Source organism: Rhodococcus sp. 06-1460-1B, assembly GCF_002258475.1.
Lineage (GTDB): Bacteria > Actinomycetota > Actinomycetes > Mycobacteriales > Mycobacteriaceae > Rhodococcoides > Rhodococcoides fascians.
On the sequence record NZ_NOYS01000019.1, the window covers coordinates 124,142 to 143,826 of the forward strand.

The window sequence follows — 19,685 nt, forward strand, 5'->3', positions numbered from 1 at the left end:
CGAGCACACGTGACGATGTTCAGGAGTAATCCACCGGCGGAACTGGATGCGTCTGCCATCGGTCCCGAGGACAGGGTCTTCGAGTTGGAGATCGCCGAGGTGACCCGCGAGACCGAAGATGCGATCTCCCTCGGCTTTCTGGTTCCCGAGCATCGGGAAGCGCAGTTTCGGTACGAGCCGGGACAATTCCTCACCCTCGAGATTCCCTGCACGGACGGCGGCTCGGTGGCCCGCTGTTACTCCTTCTCCAGCTCTCCGGTGCGCAACCCATTCCCCACCGTGACCGTCAAGCGCATCCGGGACGGACTGGCATCACACTGGTTGCACGACAACGCTGTTCGTGGGATGCAACTCAAGGCGCTGAAGCCGTCGGGCATGTTCGGACCCAAGAGCTGGGACGACCATTTCGTCCTGCTGGCCGCCGGCAGCGGCATCACCCCGATCATGTCGATCCTCGAGACCGCCCTGCTGCAGCACGAGAATCGGATCACCCTCGTCTACGCCAACCAGAATCGCGACTCGGTGATCTTCGCAGAGCGACTGACCGAACTGCGGTCTCGCTTTCCCGAACGACTGAACGTTCACCATTGGTACACCTCGGAATCGGGGTTGCCCACCGCTGCGGGACTGGCTTCGCTGGGTGCGAACATTCCGGCCGATTGCGAGGTCTTCCTCTGCGGCCCAGCGCAGTACATGAACGTCGCCGAGGAGTGGCTTGCCCGGACCGGCACGGTGGCGCACAGAACCCATCGCGAGGTGTTCTCCTCCTTCGACTCGAATCCGTTTCGGCCCGGCGACGCGACGATTTCCGACGAACCGGGCGCGAACTCCGTCACCGCTCAGGTCGAGATCGACGGAATGGAGAACGAGTTCGCTTGGAATGCGGACACCAAGCTTCTCGACCGACTCCTCGAGTTGGGTCTCGACCCGCCGTACGTATGCCGCGAAGGAACCTGCGGCGGTTGTGCGTACACCCTCACCGAGGGCACGGTGAACATGCTCGCCAACGAGACGCTCGACGAACACGAACTGCAGCACGGTGTCCGATTGGCCTGCCAGTCCGTGCCCGATTCCACAAGCGTTCGTGCGGTGTTCGACCGCTGATGTCGAGGAGGGCGCTCAGCTATCGAGCGTCAACGTGTGCGGCTCCGAGGTGAAGATAGCGGCCGATCCCGCAGCGCGCGCTATGCCCGCGATACCGCCCCAGACCATCATGGTGAGGTAGTCGATGAGCTCGTCGACCGTCATGGTCCGGTCGAACATCCACCAGTGCGACGCCAACCGCACCGCGCCGATCATGGCAAAGGCGATGGGCATCGAACCGCCCGTGGAGAACTCCCGCTCTCGGAATCGGTCGGCGATGACGGAGGACAGTAACTCCGCGATCAGTCCCTCGGACACGGTGATGATGTCCTGGTTGCCGCTGACTGCATTGTTGGAATGGACGTAGATGTAGATTTCGGGATCTGTGGCAACCGTCGTGACGTAGGCGGAAATCACTGCGCGAGTGAGGTGATACTCATCGAGGTCCTCGGACATCGCGTCCTGGATCCGCGGCACCAGTGCAGTCTCGACGTATCGAGCCATCGCAGCGTCGGCGAGACCCTTTTTGTCCGCGAAGTGTTTGTACAGAACGGTTTTCGAGACACCGTTCGCTGCGGCGATGGCATCCATACCCACGTCGTGTCCATGCTCACGAATCGCTGCCAGTGTTCGATCGAGCAGTTCACGTCGCCGGGTGATTCTGTGGTCGCGCCACCGGTCGCTTCGCCCGTCCACCTTGACCACCGCGCTCATGCCGACTGCGGTACCGCTCGTGATCCCCTCAGCAGAATCGACGCCACCAGCTCCGGATCGTCCGACATCGGAACGTGCCCGAGACCCGGGTACGTCGTCACTTCGGCCTGCGGAAAGGTTCGACGCACGAGCGGTGCCTGATAGACCGGCAGAACCAAGTCACGACGGCCCCACGCGACGGTGACGGGAACGGTCTCGTCGACCGGAATGCTAAAGCGCGGCACTGCATTTCCGGCTGCGTCGATCGCACGGTTGGTGGTGATGCTGAGTGCGTCGATCGTGGCCGTCGCTGCGGGAACTCGCCACGGCTTGGCGTAGAACACGCCGTTGGCGATCGTGCGGCCGACGACCGAACGCATGACGGTAGGTGCGATCGGGCTGATCACTCGAGACAACGCTCGCAACAGTCGGAACACGAGGAGCGCCCGGGTCTGATCCCAGTGTCCGCGAAAGAATCCGGCCGGTGACAGGGCGGTCGCCGAGGCGACCGACCCGCGGGCAGCCAGTTCGAGCGCAAAGTAACCGCCCAGCGAATTTCCGGCCACGTGCGGCTTCTCGCCGTCCACCGCCACGTGCTCGAGGAATCGCTCCAGCTCGGCAACGATCCACGGCCCCAGATCGAATTCCTCGGTGGGCAAGTCCGGTGAGGCGCCGTGACCGGGCAGGTCCACCGTCACCACTCGTCGGTGCCGCGCCAATATCTCGACGACACTGTCCCACGCATGTTGTCGGTGCACGATGCCGTGAATGAGCACCAATGTAGGGCCCTCACCCCGGATCGTGTGCGCAAGGGTCAGACCGTCGATGTCGGAAGTCACTGCGTGCCGACCTTTCTCGGCCAGATGCGGTATACGGGCGCGATATCCGCCCCCGCCACACGTGCGTTGTCGGCTCGGCCGAATGTCATCGATTCCGTCAGATCGTCGAATCGTGCGTCGATCCTGTCGAGAATGTAGTTCTGCCGCACCGACCAGGGACGTTCGGTCCCTGATTTGGGTAGCTCGTTCAGGGAACGCGTGACGTATCCGGAGGCGAGGTCGACGACCGGACGAGAGTCGACGGCCTTGCCCTGCCGGTCCGGGATTGCATGGGTGTAGCCGTGAGACCGCATGTACACCAACAGTTTTGCTACTGCCTGCGCCGTCATGTCGGCCTTGAGCGTCCACGATGCATTCGTGTACCCGATGGACCATGCAACGTTGGGTACGTCCTCGAGCATGTGACCCTTGTAGACGAACTTGTCGTGCACTTCGAGCCGCTCACCGTCCAGAGACAATTCGATACCCCCGAACGCCTGGAGCTTCAATCCGGTTGCGGTGACGATGATGTCGGCGGGGATCTCGTCACCGGATTCCAACCGGATCCCGTCGGCGGTGATCTCGGCTATCCGGTCGGTCACCACGGTCGCGCGGCCGGAGCGAATGGCCTTGAAGAGATCGCCGTCCGGCACGACGCACAGCCGCTGGTCCCACGGGGCATACGTCGGCTTGAAGTGCTTGTCGACATCGTATCCACGCGGAAGCTGCGCCTTCGTCATCGCTCGGAACACCCTGCGGGCCGTCTTCGGCGCACGTCGACACAGCTGATACGAGCCGACCATCAACAGCGCATTGCGCCACCGCAGTGCAGTGTGCGCGAGGGAGTCCGGCAGCACACGCTGAGCGAGTGTAGTGAACGGATCGGTCATCGGCAGGGACGCAATGTACGTGGGTGAACGCTGCAGCATCGTCACCGACGCAGCATCGACCGCAAGCGAAGGCACCAAAGTAATTGCGGTCGCGCCACTTCCGATCACGACGACGCGCTTGCCGGTGTGGTCGAGATCTTCCGGCCACTGCTGGGGGTGCACCACCTGCCCGGTGAACTTCTCCATCCCGGGAAGGTCAGGGGTGTACCCACCCGAGTAGTCGAAGTAGCCGGTACACAAGAACACGAATCGACTTCGATACGTCCGCGGAACGCCGTCGGACAGCGTGTCGACGGTCCACAGGTCGGTCGACGAATCCCAGTTCGCCGCAACGACGGAGGTCGAGAAGTGCGTGTGCTCGTCTATGCCGTTGGTGTGAGCGGTATCGACGATGTAGTTGCGAATGTCTTCGCCATGGGCAAGCAGGGTGTTTCCCTGCCACGGCGTGTGCGGAAACGAGAACGTGAAGATGTCGCTGTCCGAACGAATTCCCGGGTACCGGAACAGGTCCCAGGTACCGCCTGCTCGCTCGCGCCCTTCGAGGATCGCGTAGCTGAGCTCCGGTGCCATCTCCTGCAGTCGATACGCGGCTCCGACTCCCGAGATTCCCGCACCGATGATGAGCACGTCCCTGAAGTTGTCGTGGGTCGAACCGTCGACCTCGGGCCAGGTATCTGCATTCATCGACGCGCCTCGCTGTCTCACCGAACACCATCGCCCGGACGCCGACCGAGCAGCGACACCGCGACTAACATCAAATAATGTGCCATTGACTGGTGGCGGTGTCAATGGCAGCCTTCGTGACAACACAGACAGGAGCTGTCATGGACCGCACTCTCTTCGCTGGGTGTACACCCAACGCAACCGGAACCAGTAGCCGATGACTCCCGTGGCGGTCGGGGCTGCGGGAGTCATCGCGCTGATCCTGCTCACGTCGAGAGGATCGGGACTGGACTTCGACCGGCGCTCGTTGTCGACGGCCTACTCAGCGCGTGCGGCGCGCGCACGCCGTAGAACGTGGTGGCCGCGTTCGACGAAGTAGTCGCAGCCCGCCGAGCAGCACAAATACGGCTACTCGTCGTAGTGACCCGAAACACCGTAGTCGGACGTATGTTTCGGACCGTCGAGTTCGACTCATACTTACCGGCGTCGTCCGCGACGTCACCGCTCCGGATTCCGGAGACGACCTACACGAAAGAGGGATACCGATGGCCGACTTCATCGACAAGGCTCAGCACAAGGCAGAAGAACTGGCCGGGACTGCGAAGGAGAAGGCCGGTGAGGCCACCGGTGACGACAGCCTTCGCGCCGAAGGGGCCACCGACCAGGCCAAGGCCAACACTCAGCAGGCTGCCGACAAGGTTTCCGACGCCGCCGAGAGCGTTGCCGACTCCGCGGCCGGCGCTGCCAAGCAGGCCAAGCACGCAGCTGCAGACGTTGCCGACAAGGCAGCCGACACCGCCGCAGACGTCAAGAGCGCCGTCCAGGACAAGGTCGAGAACGTCGACGTCGACGACGTGAAGGAGAAGGCCTCCCAGGTCGCCGACAAGGCAGCCGAGAAGGCCGCCGCCGTCGCCGACGACGTGAAGACCACGGTCCGCAACATCGACAGCGAGGATGTGGCCGAGGCCGCGAAGGTCGGCACTCCGATCATCGCCGCCATCGCAGCCGCCGCCGGTGCCGTCGCATTCGTGCTGATCCGTCGCCGCAACCGTCGACGCAGCGCTGCACACCTGTTCGTTCCGTCGAAGCGCACCACCCGCAAGCTCGCCAAGAAGGCGCGTAAGCACAGCTTCTGAAGGTGATCACCCGAAAGCCCCGCCTCGTTTTCAGGCGGGGCTTTCGCTCGTTCTACAGCGGTTTCAGCGCCCGGCTGGGCACCCAGTGTGTGACGGTTTCGCTCCGGTCTCGCGACATCAGTTCGTACGTGACGCGACCCAACCAATCGCCGTCGACGGTGATGGACCATTCGACCAGATCCCCCGGGACCACGCGTCGAACATCGAAGCCTTCCGGATTGAACTTCGACGCGTGATGTGGCGGTAGCGGATACAGGACGTTCAGATCGATCCACACCTTGAGTGGTGGTCTGAGCATCTTGAACGGACGCACGGCAGACGCGGGTCGAGGTTGAGCGCGTCGTGCCATCGTTCGATCATACGTTCGATTCGAATGCAGTCCTACCCATCCCCGCAACGAGAAACGGCCACCCGCACACGAGGTGCGGATGGCCGTCTTCGATCAGGATGAATCAGATGCCGAGCGATCCTGCCAGGAACGGCCAGGACTTGTGCAAGTCGTCCTGCCAGTAGCCCCAGGAGTGGTTGCCGACCGGACGGAAGTCGACAGTTGCCGGGATTCCCAGCTGGTCGAGACGCTTGGCCAGGTTGGACGTGCAGAAGTTGGTGGCCAGCTCGATGCCGCCGCCGACGATGACCTGGTTGGCGAGCGTCGCCGGGTCGTTCTTCAGGCGCGGGTTGGCGAAGGTGTCGTTCGGGATGCCGGGCAGTCCGCTGCCGGTGCTCATGTAGATCTGGGTGCCGCGCAGCTTCTCGGCGTTGAGCAGCGGATCGTTCTCGCGCCACACGGGGCCGTCGAGCGGGCCCCACATGTTCTCGACGTTTCCGCCGCCGTACGTCTCGACGACGAGCTTGACGAACTGCTGACCGATGGGGTCCGAGGTCTGCGCGCAACCGCTGTAGGCCGCGACGCCGGTGAACTTGCCCGGGTACTTGATCGCGATGTTGAGGACCGATGTGCCCGTCATGGACAACGCTGCCAGCGACTGGCGACCGTTGGTGTCGAACTGGGCGTCGATCAGCGGAGGCAGTTCTTCACCGAGGAAGGTGCTCCACTTGTTGCTGCCGAGCTTCGGATCGTCCTGCAGCCAGTCGGTGTAGTAGGACCACTTGCCCTTCTGCGGAGTCACGATGTAGGCGTTCTTGTCCGACAGGAAGGCCTCGGCATCGGTCTGCGACTGCCACGATGCGGCATCCTCGCCGCCACCTGCACCGTTGAGCAGGTACAGCACCGGACGCGACACGCTCTCGTCGGCGGGGCGCTGCACCGTGACCGGAATGGTGCGGTTCATCGACGCGGAGTACACCTGGAGCTGAACCTGTCGACCGTCGAGGGTGTTCACCGATTCGATTCGCGAGCCGTTGCTCGACTGAGTCGTTGCGGCGGGCAGTTCGTCCGCGGACGCGACGGGCGTCATCAGCGCGGTCGGAAGAATCGCCACTGCGAGGGCGACGGCCGCAGCCGAACCGAATCGCTGGAAGCCGTGTCGTCGAGATCGTGGCACGCTGTTTCACCTTTTCGTCGAGTTACACCGGTCGAGTTTCTACATCGGCCGAAGATGAGGTGACGTTACCTCGAGCAAACGTCCCGAGCGTTATGGACCGGACGAATCCGAGACGCGATCGTGATGCTCGCGCTCGGCCCTCGAACCGAGGACGAGACACACCAGGATGACGATCACCGCCACGACAACGCCGACGGGAAGTGGCGAATTCAACCAGACAATGGGCGGCACATAGACGTCGGATGTCCCGTCCACCCAACCGAACACCCGCGGCGGCACGGGCGCCGACACCGAGAACAGCGTCAGCGCGAACGGCACGAGCGGACCGATGGTCGACGCCACCGTGCGCGTCGCTCGTGCCGATCCGAGAAGCAATCCGACAGCGATGGGGTGCAGCACGCAATAGAACACAGTCCCAACGGTATTGATCGAGTCGTCTCCGATGGGCAGTAGAGGGCTTCCCAATCGACGGCCATGTGTGGTCTATTCGACGCGAACCCAACGTCAGGAGTGCGCCATGTTTCGTCGTATCGCCGTCACGGTTGCTGTCGTCGCAGGTGCCGCCGCACTCGGAGTCGGTACCGCCGACGCCGACGAATGGCCCGTCGCGCCGCCGTACCCGAGCCCGACGGCTCCACAGGACGTCACCGGAGTGTTCCTCACTCCTCAGGACCCGGACTACTGGAATCCCTTCGTCAGCGAGAATCGACTGACCTCGCCCTACGGCAACAGCACTCGCATCGTCTGCACCGGATTCCATGGCGTACTGCTGGAGTGCTGGCAGGCCGACTCGAACGGCAACCCGCACAAGCTCATTCCGCTGAGTATGGACTACCCGGGTTCGACGGGCCACTTGCTCCCGGGCGGCGGTCCACGGCACTTCGTCTACCCCGGCTACATCCCCGGCATCGGCTGACCCTGTCGACACCGCCGGCAACTGATCTGAGTGTCCACAATTCGCCCTCGAAAGCGGGATTCCGTACGAGGGTGAAAATAGTGGGCGCTCAGGTCAGTTGTACGGTTTGCGCGCCGTTTCCGGGTCGCCGTAGGTGATTGCCCGTTCACGTCGTGTTCCGCTGAGAAGTGTTGCACCCCAGTTGATCAGCGTCCCGGCTCGGTTGCGTTTACCGGCCAGGAATGCGATGTGGATGACGCCCCACGACACCCAGCCCAGGAATCCCGACATCTTCAGCGGCCCGGCCTGCACCAGTGCGTGCCCGCGGGCGATGTAGGCGGCAGTGCCCAGGTCTCGATACTTGAAATCCGAACGCGCAGAACCGGATACATCTGCTGCGATTGCTGCGCCCGCTGCACGTCCACCCTGCATCGCCACTTCGGCGACACCGGCCAGACCGTTCAACGCCATGATGTCGCCGACGACGAACACGTTGCGGTGACCCGGCACGGACAGGTCGGGCTGCACGGCGATCCGTCCGGACCTGTCGTGCTCGACGCCCAGGGCGTCGGCCAGATTCTTCACGAACGGAACCGCTTCGACGCCTGCGGTCCACAGCACGGTGCGAGTGTCGTGGCGTGTGACGGTCTTCGGTTCGGCCTTGGCCGTCACCTCGACGTCGGTGGCCGTGACGTCGGTGACGTGAACGCCGAGATGCGTTTCGACTCCGACCGTGTCGAGGGTGCGCTGAGCCTTCTTCGTCAGGGAGTCGGGGAACGATTCGAGCACTCGGTCACCGCCGTGGAACAGCAGAACGCGCGCTTCGGACGGGTGGATCGAATCGAATTCCTTCGCCAGCGCCCGGGTGGCGAGTTCCCGTATCTGCCCGGCCAATTCGACTCCGGTGGGCCCTCCACCGGCGACGGCGAAGGTGAGCCAGGGGCGACGCTCTTCGGGGGTGGGCAGGGACTCGGCCATCTCGAATGCCGAGATCAGTTTTCGCCTGATCGCCAAGGCGTCGTCGAGGGTCTTCATGCCCGGTGCCCACTGCACGTATTCGTCGTGGCCGTGATACGCCTGCTGCATTCCGACGGCAACCACGAGGTAGTCGTACGGCAACTCGAACGTCGACCCGTCGAAGCGGCTCGCCGTCACCACTCCGCCATCGCCCACGGTTGTCACCGAGGTCGCTTCACCGAGAGCCACCTTCACGTTCTTCTGCTTGCGCAACAGGTGACGCAACGGGCTGGCGATCGAGCCTTCGGAGAGAAGGCCGGTTGCGCACTGATAGAGCAGCGGCTGAAAGACATGAGAGGTGCCTCGTTCGAGAACGGTGATGTCGACATCCGAACCGTGCAGCCGGCGGGTTGCATACAACCCGCCGAAGCCGCCGCCGAGGACCAGGACCCGTGGACGTGACATCGTCGATACTCTCCCTCGATCCGACCCGCAGAACACAATTCCTCGCGCGTCACAGCGTACTCGAGGGCAACGGCGTGTAGTCGTCCCCCGCCGGGCCGCGCCCCGGTCTGGGGTGCGGCCCGGCAACGTACCGACAACGGATCAGCCGAGCATCCGCTGCATCGTGTCGATTTCCTGCTGTTGCGTGGCCACGATCGTGCGAGCCATCTCCTGCGCGTCGGGGTTCGAGCCGTCCGCAATCTCGTTGTTCGCCATCTCGATCGCGCCCTCGTGATGCTCGATCATCATCGTCAGCCACTGACGGTCGAACTCCGGACCCGACAGACCGTTCAGGGCGTCCATGTCCTGCTGGGACATCATGCCCATACCCGAGCTGTGGTCCATTCCGCTCATCTCGCCCATGTCCGACGGGGGTGCGGGCTGACCCCATTCGGCGAGCCAGGCCGTCATCCGGTCCATTTCCGGTTGCTGCGCGGCTTGGATCGCCGACGCCAATGCCACGACGTCCGGATTGTCGGTGCGATCTCGGACCATGTCAGCCATGTCGACCGCCTGCGCGTGGTGCGGGTACATCATCCGCGCGAACATGACGTCGGCGTCGTTGAACTCCGCCGATGCCGATGCCGATGCCGATGCCGAATCCTGAACGGAAGCCGATGAGGTAGTCGTCGTCGACGAATCCGACGTGGTGTCACTGCTGCAGCCGGCGACGAGGAATGCGCTCACGGTGGCGGCAGCCAGCGAAGCGACGAGTGTTGTACGCATGTGAATCTCCTTGAACGAGTGTGCAATACAGGGATCTAGGTATGTCGATCCGCCGGTGGTCGTGCGTCCACCGGGCTCCCCGTCACACTCGCAAGGTCACCGATCTGTCCAACTCCCACAGAGTCCACGGCGGCGCACGCTCCGATATGGAATGGACGCGCCCACCGATGCCGTCCTCCGACATGACCGGGTGGGCGACATCGACGCTCGTCGCCGGGACCGACAGCGCAGCCCACGACACGGTGGTTCCCGCGCACGGATGCATCATCTGATGTGCCGACGGGCAGTCGTGCTCACCGACTGCCACCTGAACCGGGTCCTCGTGGTGGGTCGCCGACGCCATGGCCGCATGCTCGCTTTGTGCCGACGTGGTCGGTGCCACCGAATGCATCAGCAGTACCCCGAGGATCGTCAGCGCGATCAGCAATCCGGTCGCCGAGGCAAAGCCCGGACGACGGCGTCGGATCACTGAATGCATGTCACCGACGATAGCAAGACATACCCCCCAGGGGTAGCGGTCAGGGCATTCCGGCTCGAGCCGAGTGACTTCCGACTCTGTCTGCACTCCAGCGAACCGGCCATGCTCGAGGTGTACCTGAACACGACAGTCAACGAACGGGAATACAACATGAATGCATCGAGTCGGGTCGTCGTCGGAGTCGACGGATCTGCCACATCGCTCGACGCGGTCCGTTGGGCAACGCGCGAGGCGATACGACGCCACGCCCCGCTCGAGTTGGTCACGTCGTCACTGTTCGCACCGGGAACCTACGGCGATGCCATCAGCCTCCGGATCGGCGCGTTCGCAGATCCGGACGTCGAGGCCAAGCGGGTCCTGACCGCTGCGGTCGACGTTGCGCACAAGACCGCGGCAGGCAATTCGCTGATTCTCGACACTCGTCTCGAACATGGCTCGGCTGCAAGCAATCTGACGCACTTCGACGTCGCACCCGCCTTGATCGTCGTCGGTTCGAGGGGCCTCGGTGAGTTCACTGGCGGATTGGTCGGGTCGGTCAGTACCGCTGTCGTGTCACACGCCAAGTGCCCTGTTGCAGTGATCAAGTCGAACACGGTCAGCGACGGGCCGGTGGTCGTGGGTGTGGATTGCACGTCCAACAGCCAGCCGGCCATCGGATTCGCGTTGCGCGAGGCGTCGATGCGAGGTGTCGACCTCGTTGCCGTACACGCGTGGAGCGACCTCGAGCTCGGGAGCGTGCTGACCCGCGACGAAGAAGGTCCGTGGGCCGACTCCGAACTGGCAGAGAAGACTTCGCTGGCCGAGAGCCTGGCCGGGTGGTCGGAGGACTACCCCGACGTCACCATCCGCCGGGTGGTGGTTCAGGACAGACCCGTTCGCGAACTGGTCCGCGCCTCCGAGAGCGCGCAGCTGATCGTGGTCGGCAGCCGCGGCCGGGGCGGCTTCGCCTCGATGCTGCTCGGATCGACCTCCCGCGCAGTGCTGCATTCGGTCGATGTCCCCGTCGTTGTCGTACCCACGAACCGATGACCGCGTCCACCACCGAGACCGCCTACAGCTCCGATGAACTCGACGCCGATCTGCGCTACTGGGCTGCCGCGAACTACCTGACGGTTGCCCAGATCTACCTGCAGGACAACGTATTGCTACGGCAACCACTGACGGTGGAACACATCAAGCCCCGATTGCTCGGGCACTGGGGCACCAGCCCCGGTCTGTCGATGATCTACACGCTGCTCAATCGCCTCATCTGCCGAACCGGTTCGGATTGGCTGTATGTCACCGGTCCCGGTCATGGTGGCCCGGCGTTGGTCGCGAACACCTATCTCGAAGGCACGTACAGCGAGATCTATCCCGACATCTCGCTCGACAGCGACGGTGTGCGTCGTCTGTGTCGCCAATTCTCCACTCCCGGTGGCATTCCGAGCCATGTGAGCGTGCAGACCCCCGGCAGTATCCACGAGGGTGGCGAGCTGGGGTATGCCCTGATCCACGCAGCGGGCACGGCGTTCGACAACCCCGATCTGGTGGTCGCCTGTGTCGTCGGCGACGGGGAGGCCGAAACCGGCCCGCTGTCGGGTTCATGGAAGATCCCGGCGTTCCTGAACCCGGTTCGTGACGGCGCAGTGCTGCCCATTCTTCATCTCAACGACGCCAAGATCTCCGGCCCGACAGTGCTCGGGCGCAGCACCGATCAAGCGATTGCCGACTACCTCGGCGGTCAGGGTTGGGCACCGATCTTCGTCGAGGGCGACGATCCGCGAGAGGTGTTCCCGGCCTTGCAGTTCGCTCTAATCCGCGCCCACGACGATATTAGGAGAATCCAGCGTGCGGCCCGCGGCGGCGAGTCGCACCACGGAAGTGCATGGCCTGCAATCGTCTTGCGTACCCCGAAGGGCTGGACCGGGCCACACGAGGTCGACGGCAAGCTGATCGAGGGAACGCACTGGGCCCACCAGGTCCCGCTGTCCGGCGTCCGCGAGAACCCGTCGCATCTGGCGCAGCTCGAGCAGTGGTTGCTCTCCTACGATCCAGGATCACTCTTCGACGACAACGGCGTACCCGCGGCGCACATCCGTGAACTCACTCCGACGGGCGACAAGAGGCTCGGGGCCACTCCCCACGCCAACGGCGGTGTGCTGTTGCAGCCCTTGGTCATTCGTGCGCTCGAGAACTACGCTCTGACGATCGACTCCCCGGGACGCATCTCGCACGAGACGACCACCGTACTCGGGGAGATGATGCGGGATATCTACCTCGACAACGCACGACCCGACGGCGGTGGCACGTTCCGCCTGTTCTGCCCCGACGAGACCGCCAGCAACCGTCTGCAGGCCGTGTTCGAGGCCACCGACCGATGCTGGCAGCTGCCGACCACCGAGTTCGACGACAACCTGGCCGCCGACGGCCGCGTCATGGAGGTGCTCAGTGAGCATCTGTGTGAGGGCTGGCTCGAGGCGTACCTGTTGTCGGGCCGACACGGATTGTTCGCGAGCTACGAGGCTTTCGCGATGGTGAGCGTGTCGATGCTGATTCAGCACACCAAGTGGCTGCAGCATGCGGCCACTCTGGCCTGGCGAGCACCCGTCGCCTCGTTGAACGTGCTGCTCACCAGTACGTGCTGGCGCAACGACCACAACGGGTTCAGTCATCAGGGGCCCGGACTGATCGACGCGGTGATTCCTCTGGCACCGGATGTGGTGCGTGTGTGGCTGCCACCGGACTCCAATACTCTTCTCGCCGTTGCCGACCACTGCTTTCGCAGCCGCGGACACGTCAACGTGCTGGTGGTCGACAAACAGAGCCATCCCCAGTATCTGACGCTCACCGAGGCTCGCGCACACGCAGCAGCCGGTGCCTCACGGTGGGACTGGGCCGGTACCGAGAACACCGACACACCAGGCGACCCCGAGATAGTCCTGGCCTGCGCCGGCGACGTTCCGACCGAGGAGACTCTCGCTGCAGCGGACCTGTTGCGTAACTGGACTCCCGAGCTGAAGGTGCGCGTGGTCAACGTCATCGACCTGATGGCGCTGCTACCCGTCGCCGATCATCCACACGGGTTCTCGGAGGATCAGTTCGCCGATCTGTTCACCGACTCGGTCGATGTCGTCTTCGCTTTCCACGGCTACCCCCGGGCGGTACACCAGCTGCTGCACGGCCGTCCGAACGCGCAGAGATTCCACGTCCGCGGCTTCATCGAACAAGGCACTACCACAACACCGTTCGACATGGTGGTGCTCAACAAGATCAGTCGCTACCACCTGGCGATCGAAGCACTCGACCGAGCACACACGGCGCCGGCCGGTGCCGAGGAACTGCGGCAGCACTGCCGGGACCAACTGACCCGGCACGACGCCTACATCCGGAAACATTTCGAGGATCTACCCGAGATTCGCGAATGGCGGTGGTCGTGACGGATCGGGTGCTATCCGCGAGCGATGATCAGCGGACAGTCGACGCGGTGGGCCAGTGACCGGACGGTGGATCCGAGCAGCTGGCCACTGAAACCGGTGCGTCCGCTCGAACCGACCACCACGGCCTCTGCGCGCACCGCCGCGCCGAGGATGCGTTCGACGACGTCGCCGCGCAGCACTGTCTGCTTCACCACCACGTCGGGATACAGCTCGCTCCACCCGGACAGGTTTTCGGCCAACACGGTTCGGCCATTGGACACGATCGCCCCGGACTTGTCCGACGTCGACGCGTCGGGTGACGAGACGAGTCGGTCCGTCGACACGTGGACTGCAACAAGGCCAGTGCCCCGAAGCGAGGCCTCCTCGAAGGCCAGCCGGACGGCCTCCTGGTTGTGCGCCGAGGCGTCGACCCCGAGGACGACCGGTCCCCGTGCCGAATGCAACTCCACGCTGCGCGGCACGATGACTACCGGACAGCGCGCCTGCACAGCCACCGCCGTGCTCACAGAGCCGAGCAGCTCGGCGAAGTACTCGCCGTTGCCGCGTGAGCCGACCACCATCATCGACGCGGTGGCGGACTCATCGATCAGCGCCTGAACAGTCGGTCCGACAATCGGTTCGATCATGATCGTCAGCGCGTCGGGTTTCTCGACCGACCGCCGCGCGACGAGGGATGCCGACGTCAGAATCGAATCCGCACGTGCATTCTCCTCGGAGCCGAGGTGCGACGGGAGTGCGACGAAACTGGTGTAGAGGGCCCTGATTTGGTACGCGGACACCAGCTTCAACGGTGCTCCGCGTAATTCGGCTTCGCGTGCGGCCCAGCCGACCGCGTCGAGTGACGAACCGGATCCGTCGACACCGACGACGATCGCCCTCGAGTTCACGGCACTCATGCGTGCGGCACAACGAGGACGGGGCATTCGGCGTGCCGCAGGACTTTCGTCAACGTGCTTCCCGGCACGCGATCGCGCTCGTGCCCCACCACCAGCAGCTGTGCAGTGTCGGACACCGCGATCAGTTCCGAACCCGCATCGGCCTCGGCGTAGACCGACGCGACCCGCACCGAAGGATAGTCGGCGCTGAAGGGTTCCAACCGGACGTCCATTGCTGACTCGGGGTGCAGATGGTCGACCGGACCACCGATGGCGCTGGCCAGAATGGTCGAGACAGTCTGAGTGTGCACGGCCAACACGGTGGCCCCGCGCATCGACGCTTCGTGGAATGCCTGCGCCACAACGAGGTCCGATGCCGAAACCTTCGCGTCTCCCAGAGCGGCGACGACCGCGCCGTCGCGCTCGGAATCGAAGGTGTGCACAACGGCCACGGGGTTCGGTGAGCATTCGACCACCGTGCGCACCATGGATCCGAGAACCCGTGCAGCGATCGAATTCTCGGTCTTGGCACCCAATACGATCAGGCACGCAGACGCTGCTTCGGACGGCATCACCGTTTCCGGGACACCCTGTAGAACAACAGCTTCCACGATGACGGTCGGGTCGCTCGCCCTCGCTATGATCGCGGCCTGGTCCAAGACGGTGCGCGCATAGTCACCGTCCACGTCGGGTGCCCCGTATACCGTTTCACGCTGAATCTGGGGTTCGATCACATGTACCAGTCGCAGTGATGTTCCTCGGCCTCGCGCCTCACGCACTGCGAAGCGCACTGCATCGAGCGCGGCCGTCGATCCGTCGATTCCGACCAGAACGGGTCCGGTGGTGTGTGAGATGTTCATCGGGTTCCTCTCGGTGGTGCGACGCAGGATCAGCACCGTCACCGAAAACGCTACGAGCTCATCGCCACTCGCGGTAACGGCCGGAGGTCATCGAAAGAGGTGACCAACGACTGGAGCCGTCAGGGCAGCGGTACCGCCCACGTCACATCGGTGCCGCTGCCGGAGGCACCGGGGCAGACGGTCATGGTTCCGCCGCACTCGGCCGCGCGGGTCCCCAGGTTGGACAACCCACTGGTGGTGGTGTTGTCGGGCATACCGATTCCGTTGTCGGACACCACGATTTCGAGCTCGTTCCCCACCGACAGAGTAACGGTCACAGTGTCGCCCTGGGCGTGATGAACGACGTTGCTGACAGTCTCGCGGACAACGGCAACGGCATGATCGGCGAGTTTGGTGTCGACGACCGACAGTGGTCCGAACATCCGCACGACGGCACGGATATCGACGTTCTCGGTGAGTTCGAGTACCGCGCTGTTGATACGTTGCCGCAACCGTGTTGCGGAGTGGGATGTGCTCTGCAGGTCGAAAATGGTCGTCCTGATGTCCTGCACCGTGTCCTGCAGGTCGTCGATCGTTCTGGACAGACGCTGCCGTAGGTCCGGGGACTCGGTGCGCTGCAAAGTGCTCTGCAGCGCCAATCCTGCAGCGAAGATCCTCTGAATCACGTGATCGTGCAGGTCACGGGCAATACGATCCCGGTCGGACAACACGTCGAGTTGATGCATTCGCCGGCTGGCGTCCGCGATCTGCATCACCAGCGCGGCCTGGTTGGCGAAGTTCGAGACCAGTTCGAGTTGGGTCTCGTCGAACGGTCCCCGCCCCGCGGCGCGCAGAACCACCAGGACTCCACTGACGCCCTCTGCCACGCGGAAGGGTGAAATCATTGCGGGTCCGAAAGCAGAGCCCAGTTCCTTGACCCCGTAGTCGAGTCGCTCCTTCCGCAACGCTGTTCGACGCCGAAAGGCTACTCCCGAGCTCGAGCCCTCGATCGGAACGACTGCCCCGATCATTCGATCGGCCCCGAGTCCCTCACTGACCGTGACGACGAGTTGCGTGACATCCCCGAAGGCTTGGTCTGCGTCCTCGGGTACCGCGATGTACGCCGCATCGGACCCGGTCAGGTGCAACGACTTACGCGCCACCATCTGCAGTACTTCGTCGATGTCCGTCCCGGAAAGGAGCTCGGTGCCGATGTCCCGCGTTGCCTCCATCCACGCCTGACGCACCCGCGAATCCTCGTACAGTCTCGAGTTGTCGATGGCGATGCCGGCGGCGGACGCCAACGCCTTGGTGACGACTTCGTCGTCCTCGGTGAACTGCTTGCCGCCCTTCTTCTCGGTGAGATAGAGATTGCCGAAGATCTCGTCGCGAACCCGAATCGGCACTCCGAGAAAGGTTTTCATCGGAGGATGGTTGGGCGGGAACCCCACCGATTCCGGGTGCGATGTCAGATCGTCCAGACGTAGCACTTTCGGTCGGTCGATCAACAGTCCGAGTACCCCGCGTCCGGTGGGGAGCGGGCCGATGGCCACCCGGGTGTCCTCGTCCATGCCGTAGTTGATGAACGCACTCAATCCGTGGCCTTCTCCGCGCACGCCGAGCGCACCGTACTGGGCGTCGACGAGCTTGACGGCCGATTCCACGATCGAACGCAGCGTCACCTCCAGATCGAGTCCCGAGGTGATGACGAGCATCGCGTCGAGCAGACCGTCGGCTTGAATCCTCGCATCGGCGATGCGACCGATACGATCCTGCACCTCGGCAAGCAGCTCCCCGAGCCGGAGTTGCGGTAGCGAAGACCGGGTTTCCCCGTGCTGGTCATCCATCCCGGGACCCCGGTTTCCGGTGGGCAGGCGGATCGCCGTCGGCGAGCTTCGACGCATACACCGCAGCTTGGGTGCGGCGTTCCATCCCGAGCTTGGCGAGCAGCCGAGACACGTAGTTCTTCACCGTCTTCTCCGCCAGGAACATCCTGGCCGCGATCTGTCTGTTGGTCAGGCCCTCTCCCAGCAGATCCAGCAGGGTGCGCTCTTGGGGCGTGAGGTGATCGATAGGGCCCGATGACGCCGTCCCGGCTCGCAATTTGTCCATCAACGCCGCGGCTGCACGGTTGTCGAGCAGCGACCGGCCGGAACCGACGTCCTTGATCGCTCGGGTCAGTTCCATGCCGGTGATGTCCTTGACGACATAGCCGCTCGCGCCCGCGAGTATCGCGTCGAGCATGGCCTGGTCCTCGGTGAACGAGGTCAGCATCATGGTCTTGAGGTTCGGCAGTCGATCGAGAAGCTCACGGCACAGTTCGATGCCGTTGCCGTCGGGTAGCCGCACGTCGAGCACCGCGACGTCGGGCTGCAGGGCCGGAATTCGGGCCAGCGCTTGCGCGCAACTGCCTGCCTCGCCGATGACCTCGAGATCGGGATCGGAGTCGATGAGGTCGATCAGACCGCGCCGCACGATTTCGTGATCGTCCACCAAGAACACCGTGACCACGTCGACACCCCTCTACCTGCGTCCATGTCGGACGCCTCGACCTGTGAGCCTACGGGGGACGGGCGGCGGTGGTCCGACCTTTCGTCACGGAAACAGAGGACCAAAGTCCTCGGTCCAGGTGTTGTTGTCCTGCCGCGCCCGAGGCTGTGCGCGGCGTCTGATGGATGTTCGACACCACGACCGAGGAGGAAATCGATGGGTCCACTTCCGACCATCGTCGGGGTCGACGGTTCGGCGGCGGCTCTGGACGCTGTGCGCTGGGCCGCTCTCGACGCACGATTGCACCTGTCCGATCTCCTTGTCGTCTCGGCGATGTCGCTGCCCAAGGTCTTGACCGGGTTGGGCGTCCTTCCCGATACCGTGGTGCACCAGGCCAGATCGGAAACCGACCGAATTCTCAACGAGGCCCGGGAGACTGCGACTCGTGGGACGGCGACGGTCACCGTCGATACCGTCTCGTCCGAAGCCTCTGCGGTGTCCACATTGCTCGAACTGTCGGAGACAGCTCGCATGGTGGTCATTGCCACGCGAGGGCTCGGTGGCACCGAGCAGCGGTCACTCGGCTCGATCGGGTTCGCCGTCACCACTCATGCTCGATGCCCGGTCACCGTGGTGCGTGGCTGGACCGACGGCAGTATCGACCACGCGATCCAACCGGTGGTCGTGGGCGTGGAGGCACCAAGGCGAGCGCTGCCGCAATGACGTCGGCGTTCGAGGAGGCGGATGTTCGATCGGCACCATTGACTGCGGTGCACTCCTGGTCGGACACGGATCTGTCGATCGGCTTCCCGATTCGAGGCATGGAGTGGCCAGACAACCGACGCGCGGCTGCAGATCACTTGGCGCGGCTGCTCGAGCCGCACACTCGACTCCATCCGACGGTGTCGGTGCGGTCCGTGGTGGTCAAGGACAAACCGGTGCAGGCACTTCTCGATCACGCCCAAGGCGCTCAGCTGGTGGTGATCGGTAGTCACGGACGCGGCGGCTACGCGGAGATGATGCTCGGCTCGACCAGCCGGTCGGTGCTGACGCGAGCGCACTGCCCGGTCACCGTCGTGCCGTCGCCCGGTCGCCTCGCCGCTGTCACCCACCGGCCCATCATGTGACTGTCCCCGACCGGACAATGCCGTTCGTCGACCTACGAGGGTCCTAATGCACTACGAAGGCCGAGCCGAGCCGAGCACGCTGTGTCCATGAGCCGACCGGACACCGCCGCCTACGCGATCGAAGTACGCGCACTGAGCAAGAGCTACGGCGGGAAGCTCGTTATCGACGACCTGTCGTTCGTCGTCGAACCCGGCACCGTCACAGGCTTTCTCGGCCCCAACGGATCGGGTAAGTCCACCACGATGCGATTGATCGTCGGATTGGATCGCTCCAGCGCGGGCACCGCACTGATCGGGGGCGTCGAGTACGCGCAGCTGTACCGCCCACTACTCACGGTCGGCACCTTGCTGGATTCCGAGGCCGTCCACCCGGGCCGGACCGCATACGACCACTTGTTGTATCTGGCTCAGACTCAACGTATCCCGGTCACACGCATCATCGACGTACTGAAGCTGGTCGGTCTACGCGACGTCAGTGGCGGCGCGCATTCTGCACCTGAATCGCTGCATTCATCACTGCTCGATTCCTTGTGAGCACACGCGCTGGTCCAGCGCGTGTCTGCCCTCGAGCAACCCTACGGCGAATCGAG

General features: G+C 63.9%; 22 protein-coding genes. 9 read left to right on the forward strand and 13 right to left on the reverse strand.

Annotated features, from left to right (window positions below):
* Positions 1-15: 15 nt before the first annotated feature.
* Positions 16-1,104: a ferredoxin--NADP reductase gene (locus CH268_RS08715; RefSeq protein WP_094663808.1), complete on the forward strand. Its 1,089-nt coding sequence runs from the start codon at positions 16-18 to the stop codon at positions 1,102-1,104.
* Positions 1,105-1,119: 15 nt separating this feature from the next.
* On the opposite strand, the gene CH268_RS08720 is transcribed toward CH268_RS08715, so the two are convergent.
* From CH268_RS08720 to CH268_RS08730, 3 genes are read right to left on the reverse strand one after another with little or no spacing between them, the layout of a single operon-like run.
* Entirely contained in the window at positions 1,120-1,797 is a 678-nt protein-coding gene (locus CH268_RS08720; RefSeq protein ID WP_051365015.1) for a TetR/AcrR family transcriptional regulator, read from the reverse strand.
* The gene (locus CH268_RS08725) at positions 1,794-2,594 is read right to left on the reverse strand and encodes an alpha/beta fold hydrolase (RefSeq protein ID WP_032372033.1); all 801 of its coding nucleotides are present in this window, start codon (positions 2,592-2,594) and stop codon (positions 1,794-1,796) included. The genes CH268_RS08720 and CH268_RS08725 overlap by 4 nt, the downstream gene beginning before the upstream one ends.
* Positions 2,595-2,611: 17 nt before the next feature.
* The gene (locus tag CH268_RS08730; RefSeq protein WP_048317530.1) at positions 2,612-4,168 is read right to left on the reverse strand and encodes a flavin-containing monooxygenase; all 1,557 of its coding nucleotides are present in this window, start codon (positions 4,166-4,168) and stop codon (positions 2,612-2,614) included.
* 196 nt (positions 4,169-4,364) lie between these two features.
* Here CH268_RS08730 and CH268_RS27820 point away from each other — a divergent pair, with 196 nt between their 5' ends.
* Both CH268_RS27820 and CH268_RS28540 read left to right on the forward strand, forming a co-directional pair.
* The gene (locus CH268_RS27820; RefSeq protein ID WP_155288534.1) at positions 4,365-4,526 is read left to right on the forward strand and encodes a hypothetical protein; all 162 of its coding nucleotides are present in this window, start codon (positions 4,365-4,367) and stop codon (positions 4,524-4,526) included.
* Between the two features lie 166 nt (positions 4,527-4,692).
* On the forward strand, positions 4,693-5,283 hold the full coding sequence (locus CH268_RS28540) for a CsbD family protein (protein WP_094663368.1): 591 nt from the start codon (positions 4,693-4,695) through the stop codon (positions 5,281-5,283).
* Positions 5,284-5,335: 52 nt separating this feature from the next.
* Here the strand turns inward: CH268_RS28540 and CH268_RS08740 are convergent, their stop codons facing one another.
* From CH268_RS08740 to CH268_RS08750, 3 genes are all read right to left on the reverse strand, one after another.
* Positions 5,336-5,632 (reverse strand): hypothetical protein, encoded by a 297-nt coding sequence (locus CH268_RS08740; protein WP_027495602.1) that lies wholly within the window; start codon positions 5,630-5,632, stop codon positions 5,336-5,338.
* A gap of 103 nt (positions 5,633-5,735) precedes the next feature.
* A complete protein-coding gene (locus CH268_RS08745; RefSeq protein ID WP_205914390.1) occupies positions 5,736-6,701 on the reverse strand; it encodes an alpha/beta hydrolase in 966 nt (321 codons plus the stop codon).
* A gap of 177 nt (positions 6,702-6,878) precedes the next feature.
* On the reverse strand, positions 6,879-7,187 hold the full coding sequence (locus CH268_RS08750) for a hypothetical protein (protein ID WP_141215105.1): 309 nt from the start codon (positions 7,185-7,187) through the stop codon (positions 6,879-6,881).
* Between the two features lie 118 nt (positions 7,188-7,305).
* Here CH268_RS08750 and CH268_RS08755 point away from each other — a divergent pair, with 118 nt between their 5' ends.
* Positions 7,306-7,704, forward strand: coding sequence for a hypothetical protein (locus CH268_RS08755; protein ID WP_032400384.1), 399 nt, complete (start codon positions 7,306-7,308; stop codon positions 7,702-7,704).
* 93 nt (positions 7,705-7,797) lie between these two features.
* Here the strand turns inward: CH268_RS08755 and CH268_RS08760 are convergent, their stop codons facing one another.
* The 3 genes from CH268_RS08760 to CH268_RS08770 all read right to left on the reverse strand — a co-directional run bounded on the left by CH268_RS08760 (position 7,798) and on the right by CH268_RS08770 (position 10,348).
* The gene (locus CH268_RS08760; RefSeq protein ID WP_094663370.1) at positions 7,798-9,105 is read right to left on the reverse strand and encodes an NAD(P)/FAD-dependent oxidoreductase; all 1,308 of its coding nucleotides are present in this window, start codon (positions 9,103-9,105) and stop codon (positions 7,798-7,800) included.
* Between the two features lie 141 nt (positions 9,106-9,246).
* Positions 9,247-9,870 carry a DUF305 domain-containing protein gene (locus tag CH268_RS08765; RefSeq protein WP_094663372.1) on the reverse strand — a complete coding sequence of 208 codons (624 nt, stop codon included), beginning with the start codon at positions 9,868-9,870 and terminating at the stop codon, positions 9,247-9,249.
* 82 nt (positions 9,871-9,952) lie between these two features.
* Positions 9,953-10,348 (reverse strand): DUF6153 family protein, encoded by a 396-nt coding sequence (locus CH268_RS08770; protein ID WP_094663374.1) that lies wholly within the window; start codon positions 10,346-10,348, stop codon positions 9,953-9,955.
* A 150-nt stretch (positions 10,349-10,498) separates the two neighbouring features.
* On the opposite strand from CH268_RS08770, the gene CH268_RS08775 reads away from it, so the two are divergent.
* A complete protein-coding gene (locus CH268_RS08775; RefSeq protein WP_094663810.1) occupies positions 10,499-11,377 on the forward strand; it encodes a universal stress protein in 879 nt (292 codons plus the stop codon).
* A complete protein-coding gene (locus tag CH268_RS08780; protein ID WP_094663376.1) occupies positions 11,374-13,764 on the forward strand; it encodes a phosphoketolase family protein in 2,391 nt (796 codons plus the stop codon). The genes CH268_RS08775 and CH268_RS08780 overlap by 4 nt, the downstream gene beginning before the upstream one ends.
* A gap of 11 nt (positions 13,765-13,775) precedes the next feature.
* On the opposite strand, the gene CH268_RS08785 is transcribed toward CH268_RS08780, so the two are convergent.
* The 4 genes from CH268_RS08785 to CH268_RS08800 all read right to left on the reverse strand — a co-directional run bounded on the left by CH268_RS08785 (position 13,776) and on the right by CH268_RS08800 (position 17,989).
* Positions 13,776-14,660: a universal stress protein gene (locus CH268_RS08785; protein ID WP_053068679.1), complete on the reverse strand. Its 885-nt coding sequence runs from the start codon at positions 14,658-14,660 to the stop codon at positions 13,776-13,778.
* On the reverse strand, positions 14,657-15,499 hold the full coding sequence (locus CH268_RS08790) for a universal stress protein (RefSeq protein WP_141215106.1): 843 nt from the start codon (positions 15,497-15,499) through the stop codon (positions 14,657-14,659). Before CH268_RS08790 ends, CH268_RS08785 begins: the two co-directional genes overlap by 4 nt.
* A 119-nt stretch (positions 15,500-15,618) precedes the next feature.
* A complete protein-coding gene (locus tag CH268_RS08795) occupies positions 15,619-17,325 on the reverse strand; it encodes a GAF domain-containing sensor histidine kinase (protein ID WP_094663380.1) in 1,707 nt (568 codons plus the stop codon).
* The gene (locus CH268_RS08800) at positions 17,318-17,989 is read right to left on the reverse strand and encodes a response regulator (RefSeq protein ID WP_027495581.1); all 672 of its coding nucleotides are present in this window, start codon (positions 17,987-17,989) and stop codon (positions 17,318-17,320) included. Before CH268_RS08800 ends, CH268_RS08795 begins: the two co-directional genes overlap by 8 nt.
* A 195-nt stretch (positions 17,990-18,184) precedes the next feature.
* Between CH268_RS08800 and CH268_RS08805 the strand changes: the two genes are divergently transcribed.
* From CH268_RS08805 to CH268_RS08815, 3 genes are all read left to right on the forward strand, one after another.
* A complete protein-coding gene (locus CH268_RS08805; protein WP_176457885.1) occupies positions 18,185-18,691 on the forward strand; it encodes a universal stress protein in 507 nt (168 codons plus the stop codon).
* Positions 18,688-19,095 (forward strand): universal stress protein, encoded by a 408-nt coding sequence (locus CH268_RS08810; RefSeq protein WP_176457886.1) that lies wholly within the window; start codon positions 18,688-18,690, stop codon positions 19,093-19,095. The genes CH268_RS08805 and CH268_RS08810 overlap by 4 nt, the downstream gene beginning before the upstream one ends.
* Positions 19,096-19,182: 87 nt before the next feature.
* Entirely contained in the window at positions 19,183-19,629 is a 447-nt protein-coding gene (locus tag CH268_RS08815) for an ATP-binding cassette domain-containing protein (protein WP_094663386.1), read from the forward strand.
* Positions 19,630-19,685 lie beyond the last annotated feature (56 nt).